Origin of the sequence: Psychrobacter sp. CCUG 69069 (assembly GCF_021023115.1) — a bacterium.
Taxonomy (GTDB): domain Bacteria; phylum Pseudomonadota; class Gammaproteobacteria; order Pseudomonadales; family Moraxellaceae; genus Psychrobacter; species Psychrobacter namhaensis.
This window is the reverse complement of the sequence record NZ_QQAI01000011.1, coordinates 39,124-54,725: the sequence shown is the minus strand read 5'-3', so window position 1 is coordinate 54,725 and position 15,602 is coordinate 39,124. Positions and strand designations below refer to the sequence as shown.

Annotated in this window: 12 protein-coding genes and 2 tRNA genes; 5 read left to right on the top strand and 9 right to left on the bottom strand. The window is 46.1% G+C overall.

The genetic code is table 11. The features are described 5' to 3' along the window. Nucleotides 1-210: 210 nt before the first annotated feature. The 7 genes from DVY93_RS08570 to rsmH all read right to left on the bottom strand — a co-directional run bounded on the left by DVY93_RS08570 (nt 211) and on the right by rsmH (nt 9,696). Nucleotides 211-1,170, bottom strand: a complete 960-nt coding sequence (locus tag DVY93_RS08570) for a putative RNA methyltransferase (RefSeq protein WP_230710305.1) — start codon at nt 1,168-1,170, stop codon at nt 211-213. 142 nt (nt 1,171-1,312) lie between these two features. After that, the gene (gene mraY / locus DVY93_RS08565) at nt 1,313-2,431 is read right to left on the bottom strand and encodes a phospho-N-acetylmuramoyl-pentapeptide-transferase (RefSeq protein WP_193006503.1); all 1,119 of its coding nucleotides are present in this window, start codon (nt 2,429-2,431) and stop codon (nt 1,313-1,315) included. A gap of 3 nt (nt 2,432-2,434) precedes the next feature. After that, nucleotides 2,435-3,889: a UDP-N-acetylmuramoyl-tripeptide--D-alanyl-D-alanine ligase gene (locus DVY93_RS08560; RefSeq protein ID WP_193006502.1), complete on the bottom strand. Its 1,455-nt coding sequence runs from the start codon at nt 3,887-3,889 to the stop codon at nt 2,435-2,437. 84 nt (nt 3,890-3,973) lie between these two features. Continuing rightward, entirely contained in the window at nt 3,974-5,743 is a 1,770-nt protein-coding gene (locus DVY93_RS08555) for a UDP-N-acetylmuramoyl-L-alanyl-D-glutamate--2,6-diaminopimelate ligase (RefSeq protein ID WP_230710302.1), read from the bottom strand. Between the two features lie 71 nt (nt 5,744-5,814). Further along, a complete protein-coding gene (locus DVY93_RS08550; protein ID WP_198334404.1) occupies nt 5,815-7,932 on the bottom strand; it encodes a peptidoglycan D,D-transpeptidase FtsI family protein in 2,118 nt (705 codons plus the stop codon). Then, nucleotides 7,929-8,426, bottom strand: a complete 498-nt coding sequence (gene ftsL, locus DVY93_RS08545; protein WP_198334403.1) for a cell division protein FtsL — start codon at nt 8,424-8,426, stop codon at nt 7,929-7,931. The genes DVY93_RS08550 and ftsL overlap by 4 nt, the downstream gene beginning before the upstream one ends. A gap of 235 nt (nt 8,427-8,661) precedes the next feature. Further along, the gene (rsmH, locus tag DVY93_RS08540) at nt 8,662-9,696 is read right to left on the bottom strand and encodes a 16S rRNA (cytosine(1402)-N(4))-methyltransferase RsmH (RefSeq protein WP_227670116.1); all 1,035 of its coding nucleotides are present in this window, start codon (nt 9,694-9,696) and stop codon (nt 8,662-8,664) included. Between the two features lie 432 nt (nt 9,697-10,128). Here rsmH and gltX point away from each other — a divergent pair, with 432 nt between their 5' ends. Further along, nucleotides 10,129-11,670 carry a glutamate--tRNA ligase gene (gltX, locus tag DVY93_RS08535; RefSeq protein ID WP_230710300.1) on the top strand — a complete coding sequence of 514 codons (1,542 nt, stop codon included), beginning with the start codon at nt 10,129-10,131 and terminating at the stop codon, nt 11,668-11,670. A 117-nt stretch (nt 11,671-11,787) separates the two neighbouring features. After that, on the top strand, nt 11,788-12,015 hold the full coding sequence (locus DVY93_RS08530; RefSeq protein ID WP_230710299.1) for a hypothetical protein: 228 nt from the start codon (nt 11,788-11,790) through the stop codon (nt 12,013-12,015). Here the strand turns inward: DVY93_RS08530 and DVY93_RS12525 are convergent. Together DVY93_RS12525 and DVY93_RS08525 are read right to left on the bottom strand one after the other, a co-directional pair. Next, entirely contained in the window at nt 12,002-12,526 is a 525-nt protein-coding gene (locus tag DVY93_RS12525) for an IS630 family transposase (RefSeq protein ID WP_442966515.1), read from the bottom strand. The two genes, DVY93_RS08530 and DVY93_RS12525, sit on opposite strands and share 14 nt — an antisense overlap. Continuing rightward, nucleotides 12,495-12,851 (bottom strand): IS630 transposase-related protein, encoded by a 357-nt coding sequence (locus tag DVY93_RS08525; RefSeq protein WP_193006464.1) that lies wholly within the window; start codon nt 12,849-12,851, stop codon nt 12,495-12,497. The genes DVY93_RS12525 and DVY93_RS08525 overlap by 32 nt, the downstream gene beginning before the upstream one ends. Before the next feature lie 342 nt (nt 12,852-13,193). Here DVY93_RS08525 and DVY93_RS08520 point away from each other — a divergent pair. From DVY93_RS08520 to DVY93_RS08510, 3 genes are all read left to right on the top strand, one after another. Further along, a tRNA-Ala gene (locus tag DVY93_RS08520) sits at nt 13,194-13,269 on the top strand. A 157-nt stretch (nt 13,270-13,426) separates the two neighbouring features. Next, a tRNA-Glu gene (locus DVY93_RS08515) sits at nt 13,427-13,502 on the top strand. A gap of 535 nt (nt 13,503-14,037) precedes the next feature. Next, nucleotides 14,038-15,096 (top strand): hypothetical protein, encoded by a 1,059-nt coding sequence (locus DVY93_RS08510; protein ID WP_193006495.1) that lies wholly within the window; start codon nt 14,038-14,040, stop codon nt 15,094-15,096. Nucleotides 15,097-15,602 lie beyond the last annotated feature (506 nt).

The following is a 15,602-nucleotide window of genomic DNA, read 5'->3' as shown; positions in this document are numbered from 1 at the left end:
AATTTTTCTAAAGACTGTTTATGAGTTTAGGCAGTGCCGTGCAACCTGCCTATCTTCATAAGATATTGATTTCGATTTGAATAATGACATAGAGTCAATTGGGATGTCTAAGTGATTTATGCTGTCAAAGCGTAACTGCTCGATTTATTTAGAGATGCCACGCTTCGACTACAGCTATGAAAATACTGGAGTGCTGAGTAATAACAAACGCTATTTAACAAGCGCTCTTTGCAAAACATAAACCACAAATCTGGCCTCAGTCCTAAACGCCTCTTTTTCAACGGTGGTCACTAACGCTTGTCTTTTCTCACTTTTGGCACGATAGGCATACGGGGTCATAGTCATTAGATCAGCCAAATCATCGGCTGACAAAGACATCTCATCACTGACGCGATAAGTATTCATCAGCGTAAAATAGGGGGCTAATTCTTGTAGGAACTTATCTGAATCGTGCTCGCGGACGCTATCAAATAACGCCTCACGCATTGACGCTAAATGCCCCTCATCTGGTTTGGCAATGATTAAATAACCATCCTTAGTCAACACCTCAGCAAAAGCCTTGGGCAAAATCGGACTAAAAATACTGCTGATACCCGTCATACTGTGAGCACGTAACGGTAGATGAGCAGCGCTCGTTACGAGGGGATAGATGGCGGTTGCCTTGTCGGTGTTATCTGTGTTTTTCTGATACCAAAGCCTTCCCGCCGCCTTGCTCTCTTTTGCCAATTCAACCAATGCAGGCTTGCTGATGTCAGCTGCGATTAAGGCATCTATGGTAACTACGGTATCTGACCCCATTTGTGCCATAGCCTGCGTGTAATAGCCCTCACCGCAACCGACATCTAACCAATTAACAGGCATGTTATGCGATGTCGCTACTGGCTCACGCTGCGCGAGTAACTGCCCCATTGTCTGACCAATTAACGCTTGCAACTTTTTATAATGTCCCCTATTCAAAAAGCGCTTTCGCGCCTCGATAGACGCTTGGCTATCACCTGGGGCCTTGGACTTCTTTTGTTGCACGGGCAACAGGTTGACATAGCCTTGCCGTGCCACATCAAAAGTATGGACGGTTTGTTTAGAGTTTAAGCTGCCATCACAGCGCCACGTATCTAGCGCGGGCTGTAGTGGTGATTGACAAAGCGGGCAAACAAATAAGGACACAAGCATCTCAAGATCATCGCAATATGGCGAGTATTTTAACAAAGTTCAGACTCGCTAAGTAATAAAAGGCGCAATAAAAAAGCCACCTCAATCACATGTGAGATGGCTTTTGATTGAATGATACAGCTGTCAATCAGGTATGTCTGCTTTAACGCAGTTTGAGCGTCATTAATCCAAGGATGACTAATATGATGGCAATGATCCAAAACCTTGCCACCACTTGCGTCTCTTTCCAGCCAATTTCTTCAAAGTGATGATGCAGTGGTGCCATGCGAAAGACGCGTTTTTTGCGCAGTTTATACGAACCAACTTGTAACATCACTGACAGCGCTTCGGCCACAAATAGCCCGCCCATAATCGCAAAAGCAATCTCTTGCCGCGTCATGACGGCTATGGTACCGAGCATCGCACCCAGTGCTAGCGCCCCAACATCACCCATAAACACTTGCGCTGGATGAGCATTGAACCATAAGAAACCAAGTCCGGCGCCAATCATCGCACCGCAGACAATAATCACTTCAGAGTTGTAAGCAATATAAGGCACATGCAAGTAATCAGCAAAACGTACGTCGCCTGACACATAAGCCATGGCACCCAGACCTGCCGCGACCAAGACCACAGGCAAAATTGCCAAGCCATCCAAGCCGTCGGTTAAATTAACAGCGTTAGACGCGCCATTAATCACAAAATACGTAAAAATAATAAAACCAATACCAAAAGGCACCGCCGAAAACGGAATCATCCAATCCTTAAAGATGGGCAATAACAAGTCTTGCATCTCACGAGTGGTGGCGACATCTGGTTGGAGCGTCGCGATATAATACAAAGAAACGCCGACGAATAACGCCCCCATGGATAACCAAAAGTACTTTTTGCGCGCGATTAACCCTTTCGGATCTTTGTATTTAATCTTGAGCCAATCATCCGCCCAGCCGACTGCGCCAAAGACAACCATCACAACGAGCAAAATCCAAACATACGGATTGTTCAAACGAGCCCACAGCAAGGTCGATACCCCAATCGCGCTCAAAATCAGCACCCCACCCATGGTCGGTGTGCCAGTTTTGGCCAAATGCGATTGCGGACCATCATTGCGAATGGCCTGACCATACTTAAGCGCCCGTAGACGCCGAATGACACGTCCGCCAAAAATCATGCTGAATGCGAGGGCGGTAATGACCGCGAGTAACGCACGTAGCGTGAGTGAGGAAACCGCAGAAAACGGTGTATAATACTGGCCAAGCCAGCCAAACAACCAAACTAACACCGCCTACTCCTCTACTAGCGCATGAATAAGGGTTTCCATCTGCATGGAACGAGAGCCTTTGAACAGCACAGTGCAAGGCTGAGACTGTTGCGCCTGCAAATACGGTTGTAAATACTGTAGTAAAAGGTCTTTATCGGTAAAAGCATGGGCACTGATATCAGAAATCTCTTGCGCACCCGCCACAGTGTAAGGCGCATATTCACCAACACAAAGCAGTACGTCAATACCAGTAGTCGCAATCGTACGTCCCAAGCTTTGATGTTCGCTAACGGCTGCGTCACCCAGCTCTCCAATGTCTCCTAACACCATGACCTGTATTCCCGTTTGCGCCGCCAGTACTTTTGCAGCTGCACGCACCGAGTGTGGGTTGGCATTATAAGTGTCATCAATCAAGCGATGCATCCCAAGCAGCTGACTGTTTAAACGGCCTTTAGCAGGTCGCGCATTTTCTAGCCCAATCACAATGTCACTCGCAGCAATATTTAACGCATGCGCACAAGCAGCAGCGGCTAACGCATTGTTGACGTTATGCTCCCCTGCCAGCGGCAAGTTAATGTCATGTAATTGGTTGCCAATATGCAGTTTAAACTCACTACGCTCAGGCTCTACATCCAAGTGACTCGCACTCACGTCGGTATTACCAAAACCAATGACATGCGAGGTGTATTTTTCAGCGATACGGCGTAGCTGATTGGTAAAATCATCTTTGTCAGGAACAATGGCGAACTGCGTGTCTGATAAGGTGTGATAAATCTCCGCTTTGGTTTGGCAAATGCCTTCACGACTACCAAACTCACCCAGATGGGCGGTACCGATATTTAAGATACAGGCCACGTCAGGCTGGACAATCTCAGTCGTGTAAGCAATCTCGCCAATATGATTGGCACCCAACTCTAAGATGGCATAACGATGATGATCTGACAGCTCAAGAAGCATCATCGGTACACCCAAATCATTGTTTAGATTGCCACGGGTAATCAGTGTCGGTGCCAGTCGGCCAAAGATACTACCGAGCATCTCTTTACAGGTGGTCTTACCGCTAGATCCAGTAATCGCAATCACAGTCAAGTCTTTATGCTGCTGGCGACGATACGCGGCCAATTGGCCGAGCGCCAAACGTGTGTCTTTCACCACCAACTGCGGAATACTCGTAGAAATAGGACGCGAGACGATAGCAGCGACCGCGCCTTTTGATGCCGCCATGTTGATATAATCATGACCATCAAAATTCTCACCACTGAGCGCCAAAAAGATGTCGCCGTTTTTTATGGTGCGCGTATCGGTGGCGATACGGTTACTCACCACTGCGTTTTTTGCTAGCTCTGACTGCCCGGTACTTACTTGCTCTTCTGAGAGCTGCCAATGCCCAGCAAGTGCGGTTGTCGCTGCGAGCAAATTGTCTACTTGCCACACATACAGCCCTTGTGACTGGATGGTGTTATCGTTATCGGCTGTCATAGTGCTTACCTTATATGATGACTACTTATTTTTTATATTTGAATTTTTTGTGAAACATGAAAAACCGCATGCAGCCGCTACTGTCTACACTCGACCAGCGTTGCTGAGGGCATGTTGTAAGACCACACTGTCATCAAAATCATAACGTACATTGTCAATTTCTTGATAGGTCTCATGACCTTTACCCGCGATAACCACAATGTCATCGACAGCCGCATGACTGACCGCATATTCAATGGCGGCTTGGCGCGCAGGTTCAATATGGGTGCGCTGGTATTGCTCGTCACTCATACCGGCTTGCATGTCTTGCAAAATCACATTGGGATCTTCGCTACGTGGATTGTCTGCCGTTAGAATGACTTGGTCTGCACCCGCCAGACCTGCCTGCGCCATCAATGGGCGCTTGCCAGCATCACGGTCACCGCCACACCCAAATACTGCCCATAGCTGACCTTTACAATGGGTCTTAAGACTTGCTAATACCTGACGTAGGGCATCAGGCGTATGAGCATAATCCACGATAAAACAACCATTATTAGAGGGCACGCGCTGCATACGTCCAACCGCACCTTGCAGCTTTGGCACGGCAGCAGCAATAGGCTCGATATCAGTATCAACATCAGAACCAAGTGCCACTGTAGCCGCCATAGCGGCGAGCAAATTTGCCACGTTAAAGCGTCCCAACAGTGGACTAACGACATTGATACTGCCATCTTTTTTGCCACCAAGATCCGTACCATCACAGTCAGTACTATCAACATCGACGCGCAGAGCAATCTCGACACCTTGTAGGCTTGGTTTGATGTCAGCGGCGACAAAAGTCGCAGTTTTGGACGCGTCTAAGCTGTATGTCCACACGGTTAAATCGCTGGCATGCGCCGTGTCCAGCATCACTTGTGCATACTCGTCATCGATATTAATAATGGCGTGGGTCAAATCTGGAAAGTGCGCTTTATCAAATAATTTGGCTTTGGCCGCCGCATATTCTGTCATATCAGCATGATAGTCTAAATGGTCACGGCTCAAGTTGGTATAAATCGCAACCGACACCGGTACGCCTTGCAAACGCTGCTGATCCAGACCGTGTGAGCTCGCCTCGAGTGCGAGTAACTCAGCGCCATCACAGCCCATTTGATATAAGAACTGCTGTACGGCTAGCGCATCACCTGTAGTGTGGCTGGCTTGAACCAACGCCCCCAGCTTACCATTGCCTGCCGTCCCCATCACCGCACTGCTCATGCCAGTCAGCTGGGTTAACTGTGCAACCAATTGACTGATGGTGGTTTTGCCGTTGGTGCCTGTCACTGCTACGACGGTGGGTAAACTCACTGGTTGTTGGTACTGCAAACGCGCTTGACACAAATCCCCTAAAAAATCACGAATGTTGGGTACGTATAAAACTGGACTAGGCAGCGCTGTGAGTTGCTGCTGTGCCGATGACTGAAAAGTATCAGAGGTTAAGGCAATATTGGCATGTGGGGGTACATTGGCGGTCGCGAGCAGCGCGATAGGATCGATTTCTGATAGGATAAAAGCCGCCTTTTTAGCGGCTTGATAGAGGTAGTCGCGGCTTTTTTGACAGTTTGGTATTTGGCTTTTTAATAAGACAAACACATCGCTGGTTGCTAACTGACGACTGTCTAAACGAAACTGGTGAAACGGGATATGGACAACCAAAGACACTTGATTTTCAGTCACTTGATTTTCAGTCACTTGATTGACTGATGTTTGCGCCGATGTCGTGATCATCGCGTTTAAGGCTTGCTGTAAACCATGTCTATGACTACTGCTGGCTTCAGCCAGTTGCTGCAAGGTGACAGTAGCGCTGCTTGGCGATGAAGTAGACGTGGTCATTGGCATATCCTAAACGGTTAAAACAAATCAAATAGTGAGTGGTGAAACAGGCAAAAATCTTATAGCAATATCTACTGAGCTTCCGTCTTTAATGGCTTATCCAAGGGCACATTATATAAACGTAGTGCCTCTTTCATAACATTATGAAAGACAGGTGCCACCGTTAAACCAGCATAAATTTGACCGCGTGGGTCTTCGATTAACATCACACCAACCAGCCTTGGGTTCGACGCTGGCGCCATACCAGCAAAAACGTTACGATACTGATCGGTATGATAGCCGCCTTCTGGATTGATACGGCGCGACGTTCCGGTTTTACCGGCGACGCGATAGCCATCGATAGCAGCGCCTTTAGCCGTACCGCCATCTTCGGTCACACTTTCCATCATTTGTACGATCGCCATCGCTTGTTCATGTGCCATGATACGTTTGCTGGGCTGTGGTTCGTTATCTTTAATGAGTGTTAAAGGATGCATAACCCCACCTGCCGCCAGTGCTGAGTAAGCCTGTGCGACCTGTGCCAGCGTCACTTGTAGACCATAACCATAACTGACCGTCGCGCGCCTTGCTGTTTCTTTTTCTTTTGGCGTGACCACCAGCCCGCTACCTTCGCCTGGGAACTGTAACGGCGTTTTTGTCCCAAAGCCAAACTGTTTTTGCATATTGGTAATAGCATCAGCGGGTAGCGATAGCGCAATCTTGGTTGAAGCCACGTTACTAGACTTCTGTAACAGCGTCGCCATATTAATCATGCCCAAATTATTATGATCGCGAATGGTATAACCACGAACACGGATAGAGCCAGGATTGGTATCAATTAAAGAGGTGGCTGTATATTTGCCTGAATCTAAGGCGGCAGCAACCGTGAAAGGCTTCATCACTGAACCGGGTTCAAAGACATCAAGGAGCGCACGGTTACGCTGGTTTTCACCCGTCATCTCATTGAGGTTATTGGAGTTAAATGATGGCCAAGTTGATAAGGCGAGCACCTCCCCAGTTTGTACATCGACGATCATGCCAGTAGACCAACGCGCTTTTTGTAAACGTCCGGCTTTTTCCAGCTCTTTATACAGCAAGTATTGCAAACGCGAATCAATGGTCAATGCCACATCTTTGCCCGCTATTTCAGGTTCAATCTGCTTAATTTCTTTAAGACTGTTTTGTTTGGCATCTTTTAGCACCAGTACTTTACCATCGGCACCCGCCAGCTCAGCTTCATACTGGCGTTCAACACCGGCACGCCCTTCGTAACCGCCTTCAGGGTCATTGGCGTTTTGTCCCATAAAGCCTAACAGTTGGGCATTCGGTTGCGGCTGTGGATAATAGCGCTGAAAGAAGTTTTTTTCATAGACGCCAGGAAAATCCAGCGAGCTGACACTTTGGGCAATCTCGGGCGTCACTTTATTCAAAAGAGGAAGATAATGCGAGCCTGCACCAGATGGCAGTGCCGCTTTGACGGCTTCTTCATCAGTCACATCGATACTGTCATCGATGGCAGTTGCTTTTTTTAGCTCACCGACCGAGATGTTGGCTGCCGCCGCCAATTGAGTTAAGTCCATGTTGTCCAAGCGCTTTTGCATACGCGCGACCAGCTGCGGACTCTCAGGGTTGGTGATGATAATGCGTTTAAGCTCGTAATATTCGCGAGCATAATCGTGTGGACTAAAAGAGACCGTCGCCAGTGGCGCACTAACCGCTAATGGCAAATGATTACGATCCGTAATCATACCGCGATAAGATTTTTGCGTCCGCACGCTGGTGATAAGCTCATCGCCTTTATCTTGATAAAACTGGGCATTAGCGACTTGTAAATAATAAGCACGGGCGATTAGCAAGCCCAAGATGACAAGAGCAATAGCCCAAATCATACGAAAGCGATTTTTATCCTGCTCAAAGCCGCCGCGAGATGAAGCCCCAGAGGCTTTCCCCAAAAACGCTCTTTTATTTTTCAGGTTTTTGACACTGGTATAAGCGCCTTGTTCTTCGTTCTTTTTTAGACGGCCAAATAGCGTGGATTTGCGGTTATCGGTGGATTGATTGTCAGCTTTGCTGCTCTTTTGTCCAGATTTAGCCGCACTCACACGGCGTAAAGGCTTGGTGACTTTTCCACTGGTGCCGCTGGTTGGTTTTTTGCTCGTATTCTTTGCGGTGGCTTTGTCGCTATTGGCGTTAGACTTCTTATCCGTCATTGTCCTGCCTCCGCTAGGTCGGAATCGGGCACAGACATCTCATTAGCGATTGCTGGTGCGATAATATCTGAATCATTAGCTGCAACCACCCCATCCGAGCCACTAGAACCGACTGGTGCTACCGCGACCGCCGCCCCCGGCTGGATAATCAGCTTATCTTTTAGAGTTGGTGAAAACATACCCAACTCTGCAACCGCACGACTGGCAATTTGCGGTGTCGCGCTAAATGTCTGCTGCTCAATCAACAGGCGCTGATGTTCAACTTGTAGCTTACGCTCTTGTTTTTTCATATCTTGCAAGGTTTTATAGTCCTGATGGTATTGCTGAACGCCGTCGGCCGTTTTGATACCACTCCATATAATAGCCGCTGCCAACAGCAACAGTATGACCACATAAATACTAACCACATTAAATCGGCGCACAAACAGTTCGCCAACATCAGCATTGTAGGCCGCTGCGGTACGACGGTTTGCAGGTTTGTCAGATATTGCCATGACCATCTCAAAAAAGTGAACTTCAAAATATAAAAAACGATAACGGTTGGTGAGTTATTAAAAACTCATGAGCCATCAGCACCATCAACAAAAGTAAAACCAAACCAAAAAGTAACTGCCGAGCCTAGCAGATAATGTTTACAGCTTTTTAACAGCAGCGTAATCATTAAAGCATTTACTCGTCTCTAGTCGCTAGAAAGCCGATTAAAATGATTTCCAGCAAAAAAGGAGCGGTTTATTGCTCGACGTCAGGTAAATAATCACTATCAGTACGTGTCGCCAGTCGTAACCACGCACTACGCGAACGTGGATTGTGGCTTATTTCAGCTTTACTTGGACCAACACGTTTAGGCTTACTAAAGTAACGCGGGCGCTTGGGCGGCATCGGTAAATTCTCATCTTCTGGATACTGCCCTTTGCTATGACGCTGCAAAAACTGCTTAATACGGCGATCTTCTAATGAGTGAAAGCTAATGACCGCAAGCTGTCCACCCGGCTTTAAAATTGGAATACTTTGCGCCAAAAAGTCATCGACGTCGCCAAGCTCATTGTTAATAAAAATACGCATGGCTTGAAAGCTTTGTGTCGCAGGATGTTTGCCGCGCTGCCAATTAGGATGGGCAATCTTAATCACTTCAGCCAGCTCAAGCGTTGACTCATAACTGTCCATCTGTTTGATGGCACGGGCGATGCGGCGACTGTGACGCTCCTCCCCAAACTCATACAGCACATTGGCCAAGGTTTCGTCATCGACTTTTTCTAGCCACTCAGCAACCGACTGGCCACGGCTGGTATCCATCCGCATATCGACCGCCCCATCGCGCATAAAGCTAAAGCCGCGGCTGCCATCATCAATCTGGGGTGATGAGATACCCAGATCTGCCATCAACCCATCCACTTGCGTAATACCGAGCGCGGCCAGACTGGACGTCAACGTCGCAAAACTATCATGTACCACATGTACCCGGCTGTCCGTACTTGCCAGCTCTTTGGCAACGCTAATGGCAGTCGGATCTTTATCAAAGACAATAAGCTTGGCATCATCAGCAAGATGACTCAATAATAAGCGACTATGGCCGCCGCGGCCAAAGGTTGCATCCACATAAATGCCGCTCATTTGTAAGCTATTTTGACCTTTGGTGGCATCTTTTTGGGGCGGTAAGGACTTGACGCCCAATACCGCCGCGACGGTCTCTGGCAAAAGCACGGCATCATGGATAAAACTCAACTCATCAGACGTGGCACAGTCTTCACCTGACTCTTGGGCGATATGTTGCCTACTCTCTTCAGTCAGGTTTTGAGCAGAATGAGCTTCTACAGAAGACAGGTTGGTCGCTGACTCAGCATGATCAGCAGCTGAAGAATCGTTGGCGTTAGAATTGGGCGTAGGTTTTGACTTCGATTTTGATAGTGACACAAATAACTCAGTAGATGACGACCATTTTGGCCAGTAATAGTAAAAAATCAGATGAAAATAAACAAGTTATGGCTTGTCTAGCATTATTATCGCAAGGATACACTGGTAGTCAAGCTCTAGAAGGGCATTTCGTTAAAAATATCCCATCTCTCTGTTATACTAACGCTATATTTTACGCTATTTTTCAACTTTGACTGCTATTGTTTCATCCGTATTTTTTACTCATATTTGTGGCTGATACTTGTCATTACCTTTTTTCACTATCTACAATATTCTGAGACCCCTATGATGCAAACCTCGACGACCCTGACGACAACTGCTAGCAGCAAGCGCCCTGTCCGCACGCGTATTGCCCCATCACCTACGGGCTTTCCTCATGTGGGAACGGCTTATATCGCCCTTTTTAACCTAGCCTTTGCTAAGGCACACGGTGGCGAATTTATTTTGCGTATCGAAGACACTGACCAAACTCGCTCGACTGAACAATCTGAAAAAATGATTTTAGATGCGCTGCGTTGGGTCGGTTTGGATTGGAGCGAGGGTCCAGATGTCGGTGGACCACACGCCCCTTATCGTCAAAGCGAGCGCAGTGAGATTTATAAAAAGCACGCTGAGCAATTGATTGATGCTGACCACGCATTTCGCTGTTTTTGTACCAGTGAAGAGCTAGACGCTATGCGCGCTGAGCAAATGGCCAATGGCGAGACGCCGCGCTATGATGGACGCTGTGCCCACCTCGCCGCCGAGAAAACCGAGCAATTGGTGAGCGAGGGCAAGCCCCATGTCATCCGTATGCGTGTGCCAACCGACGGCATCTGTCAGGTACATGACATGCTACGCGGCACCGTTGAGATTCCTTGGACCCAAGTTGACATGCAAGTGTTGCTCAAAACCGACGGCATGCCAACTTATCACTTAGCAAACGTCGTTGATGACCACTTGATGGATATCAGTCATGTGATGCGCGGTGAAGAGTGGCTGAACTCTGCGCCCAAACATCAGCTGCTTTATGATTACTTTGGTTGGGAGATGCCAGTCCTGTGTCACATGCCACTACTGCGTAACCCAGATAAATCCAAACTGTCTAAGCGTAAAAACCCAACGTCTATCACCTACTACCGTGATGCTGGCGTGTTGCCTGAAGCCCTACTCAACTATCTGGGCCGTATGGGCTACTCAATGCCTGATGAAGCGGAGAAATTCACCTTGGATGAGATGGTTGCGAGCTTTGATATTCAACGTGTGTCGCTCGGCGGGCCTATATTTGACATCGAAAAGCTTAACTGGCTCAACGCCGAATGGCTCCGTGCGCTCACGCCTGAACAGCTAAAAAATAAAATCCTTGCTTGGGCAAATGACAGCGATAAATTGACCGCTATCGCCGCCGCTATTCAACCCCGTATCGAGCTGCTGTCTGACGCGGTCAATTGGGGTGGTTTTTATTTCCAAAATCTGCCTGATATTAACGCTGAAAGCTTTACCCATAAGTCGCTGACGCCTGAGCAAATCATAGAAATGCTACAACTGGCACTGTGGCAGCTAGAGACCTTACCGACGTGGTCAGAAGAAAACATCTACGCGACGTTAAAAGGCCTTGCTGCTCATCTTGATATCAAAATGCGCGACTTTATGGCCCCATTCTTTATCGCCATCGCTGGTAGCACTTCATCGACGCCCGTCATGAACTCTATGGCGATCATCGGTGCTGATATGACGCTGACCCGCTTGCGCCATGCGGTTGATGTATTAGGCGGCCTCGGTAAAAAGAAATTGAAAAAGTTAGAGAAACAAGCGGCAGAGTTGCCAGATTTTTTGGCTGATAAATAGCTTGGCAGTTGCATAACAAATGAGCGGAAGTTTTTGAGTTTAAAAGGGTCAGGCAAGTTCTGACCCTTTTTTTAATTTATAACAACTTTGTACTGAACATCGCAACTGGAAACAAACATGACCAGAAAAACCGTCACAATAGAAAGCAAAGATTATGTCTTTAACACCCTAAAAGAAGCGCAAAAATACTATGATGCCATCGTAAAAGAGCTTTTTGAGGCAAACCGTACCCTAACAACAGGACAGGATTTTGAAGATTTAACATGGATATACAGCACTTACTGCGCCTATACCAAGCATAATCTAGAGAAATTAGGCGCATTTGATATAGTCAGTTTAAAATAAAACTGTTATGCCTTGGACAAATATCATAAAACAATTTGGATAAATCATTCTCCATCCAGCCTTGGCGTAGAAACTTCACCTGAGCCCATTTTTTCTCGATAGGGTTTAAGTCTGGGCTGTACGGCGGCAACCATAAAATACGATGACCATGCCTGTTCAGTAGCTTTTGAATACGCTTATTCTTATGAAATCGAGCATTATCCATGACAATCACGCATTTTGTTTTAAGACTTGGGATCAGGGTTTGTTTGCACCAGTCGTAGAATATGCTGCTGTTAATGTTGTACTTAAAGTAATCCAGTGCAAACAGCATCTTGTTATACAGAGCGCCGATAACGTTGGTTCGCTTTTTACCTTGCCAGTTATAGCGATCAATACAGGGTTTACCAATAGGCGCGTAACCATGAGAGCGGATGGTCTCGTGCTCAAAGCCACTTTCGTCAATATAGATAGTCGGATAGCCTTGGTGCGTAAAGCTATCAAGCTTTCTTTGATACGCCGCTCTTTTTATTGGACACGCTTTTGGGTGCTCTAAGGTCTTTTTTTTGACTGATGCCTAGGCGCTTTAGGGCATGATAAATGCCTGTTTTGCTACAGTTTAGACGACGTGCTCGCTCATACTGGTAATCATCAGGATGTTCTTTGACATCATTAAGTAGCACGTCATCTGGTATTTTATAGGGCTTGGTTTGTCTGGTTGTTTTGCTATGAACACGCCGCTTCCAGTTCTGTATGGTGGTTGGGCTCAGATTATAAAACTCAGCTGCCTCGGCAAAAGTCATACCCTCGTCTAAGCTTTTTAGTACTTGTTTGCGAAAATCTAGGGAGTAAGTCATGGTCTTTATGATAGCAATTAGGTTTGATAATTAGTTTATAACACTTTTAAGTGGGATTGACTATATTACAGGCTTTAAAGGTATAAGAACGATCCGAGAAAAAGGCGGTCAGTATGTGCCAGCGGAATGCTGTGCTGTCGTCTTTTCTGATGGCACAGAAGAAGAATTTCACACCGATAAAGCCATCAAAGAGATCGCGCTTAAGCAAAATCCACGCTAATTTGGGCTTGTTGAGCCTTTAAAATAGGCTAAAACGCTTTTTTTTGCATATTTATGAATTATTTTTAAAATAGCTGTTGACAAGAGCGCTGCTCTTACCTAAAATACGCACACTCTTAGCGAGGGGCTATAGCTCAGTTGGTAGAGCACTTGCATGGCATGCAAGGGGTCAACGGTTCGACTCCGTTTAGCTCCACCATCTATTTATCGCAATGCTCAGCATGGCTGAAACTTGATAATAAATACTCGCTAGAAGGACGATATCAGCACCTAGGCAACGCTTGCTCTATTATTAATAGGTAAGCTATCTGATATTGTGAAGTATCGTTGTAACCATTGGTTATAACACTCTATGCGTCCCCATCGTCTAGAGGCCTAGGACACCGCCCTTTCACGGCGGTAACGGGGGTTCGAATCCCCCTGGGGACGCCACTATTCGGCGTCACTTATTAGCCCTTTTGCGCTGCATTAGATAAGACTAGTAAGCGAACAATAAAAAAGCCCAGTCACAAAGTATGTGACTGGGCTTTTTTATTGTCTGAATTTTATCCCATGCCTAATTTTAATAGCGACTTACTCTCTACCTCTCCTCCAACTCCTCACCTGTCTCTAAAAATTCGTATAAATAGATCTCTTGCATAAGTCATTGCTAGCCTTTGATACTCCGTTAACGAAGGTCAATAAAACGGTACTTTTGCAAGAGGTCTAATGTTAATAGTTTAGCGCCTCCTACTTACACCTAGTTACATGTCAGCGATTTTGTCACTTACCTTAACATTGTTATACATAACGATTGTGTTTCTCTACTTAACAGTATTATTAATGCTGGGTTCTTTTCCTTATGCTGTCACTATATTCACTATTAATTGTCTCTGGCGAACACACGTTTAAGCGTAAATCCTGACAGTAAGATAGTGAACACTCTAAACATTAACGAAAGATTAGTGACCTTTAAAAAGGAATGATTATGTTAACTACTTATACCCCCCAACGTCGTCCATCGTGGCGCGGTGTGCTTGCCGGTCTTGTCATAGGCCTGATCGTAGTCATGGCAATGATTGCCCTCGCTTTGGTATTAAGCTCATTTTTACCATTTGATTTAAAAGGCACTAGTATCGCTGGTGGTATTTATGCTGCTATCACTGCTTTAGTGAGTGCTTTTGTCGCTGGTTATTTTGCCATTAAATTTTCAGCCCCTGAAGCTATATTCGGTGATGGGACGGCTATCGACTCAAAAGATGCCACCTTAACTGGTATATTAACGGCCGCATTGATTGTGTTGTTTACCACCTTTTTTACCTTAAGTAGTGCAACTGGCATTTTATCATCAGCTGGTAACGTAGTCGGTAGCACGGTGAGCACAGTAGCTAAGACCGCTGGTGGCGTAGCCGCAGCCAGTACATCAGCCGCTGGTACTGCAGCAGTAGCCGCACCAGATAGCACGGTAGAGCAAGTACAACAAACCGCTCAACAAGTCTATCAAACCGTATCTGGAGACATTAGCAAAGCTGATATCAGTGCGATGGTCGCTGAAAACACTCAGGATTTAAATGATCAACAAATCGAAGCGACAACCAATGTGTTGGATGAGATGATCAACAACACGCAAAATGATGTTGCTGCTATGGACTTCACCAGTGTCGACACATGGCGTAACATCGATGAGTACGCAAAACAGCGTATGGCATCGATTGAACAAACGCTACAAGGTCCTGAACTTATCAATCGCTTACAACAAGAAGGTCTAACTGAAGCGCAGGCTGTCGAAGTACGTAACGAAGTGACTCAATCATTTAATGAGTATAAAACTCAAACTGAGCAATATATTGCGCAGGCCCAACAGACAGTCGATCAAAACCTACAACAAGCTGAAGAGATTGCCCGTAAAACAGCGCTATACAGTGGTCTATTTTGGTTAATCAGCACGATCCTAACATTCGTTGCAGCTACTATGGGTGCAAAAAGTGCCGCTGCAAATTATCGCTTAGACAAGCCTATTGTCACACTCGGTGATAATGTTCGCTAAGACAGTATAAGTATAATTAATAAAATACTTAGTTTAAGTAGAGAAAAGCCCAGTTTATCACTGGGCTTTTTTTTATGAGGTTTTCTGTCTTATCAATTAAAAAGTTGATGCAGTTACCCTATACGTCATACCAATTTTTTTTCTTGAGAACCTAAGGTTTTATTAGACGCACCACGTAAATAGAAGCGCCAATTTGCAGATATTACTGCGCTAAATTATCCACCTCACCCTATAAAATACATAGGAATAGACTATGGTCAGTTGAAAATAAAACGGTTATATAAATTTAAACGCGCTACTAGCACAAATTTTACTTGCGTGCTGTGCCTACGCAGACAGAGGCTGCGTAAAATTCATCCTAGTAGCGCTATAACACTTTTTAAATGCATCGACTATATATAAAAAAGAGCGCAACACAGACAGTAAAATGGTGGCTCCTATTATAAATTGAGTAGCGTCTAAACGTGCTATGCACGTAACACTTTATCACCGCCCAAAAAAAGCCC

What these genes read in the sequence shown, in the direction of transcription:
- DVY93_RS08570 (WP_230710305.1), bottom strand. Translation starts at nt 1,170, where the DNA reads ATGCTTGTGTCCTTATTTGTTTGCCCGCTTTGTCAATCACCACTACAG.
- DVY93_RS08560 (WP_193006502.1), bottom strand. Translation starts at nt 3,889, where the DNA reads ATGACAGCCGATAACGATAACACCATCCAGTCACAAGGGCTGTATGTG.
- DVY93_RS08555 (WP_230710302.1), bottom strand. Translation starts at nt 5,743, where the DNA reads ATGACCACGTCTACTTCATCGCCAAGCAGCGCTACTGTCACCTTGCAG.
- DVY93_RS08550 (WP_198334404.1), bottom strand. Translation starts at nt 7,932, where the DNA reads ATGACGGATAAGAAGTCTAACGCCAATAGCGACAAAGCCACCGCAAAG.
- ftsL (WP_198334403.1), bottom strand. Translation starts at nt 8,426, where the DNA reads ATGGCAATATCTGACAAACCTGCAAACCGTCGTACCGCAGCGGCCTAC.
- gltX (WP_230710300.1), top strand. Translation starts at nt 10,129, where the DNA reads ATGATGCAAACCTCGACGACCCTGACGACAACTGCTAGCAGCAAGCGC.
- DVY93_RS08530 (WP_230710299.1), top strand. Translation starts at nt 11,788, where the DNA reads ATGACCAGAAAAACCGTCACAATAGAAAGCAAAGATTATGTCTTTAAC.
- DVY93_RS08525 (WP_193006464.1), bottom strand. Translation starts at nt 12,851, where the DNA reads ATGACTTACTCCCTAGATTTTCGCAAACAAGTACTAAAAAGCTTAGAC.
- DVY93_RS08510 (WP_193006495.1), top strand. Translation starts at nt 14,038, where the DNA reads ATGTTAACTACTTATACCCCCCAACGTCGTCCATCGTGGCGCGGTGTG.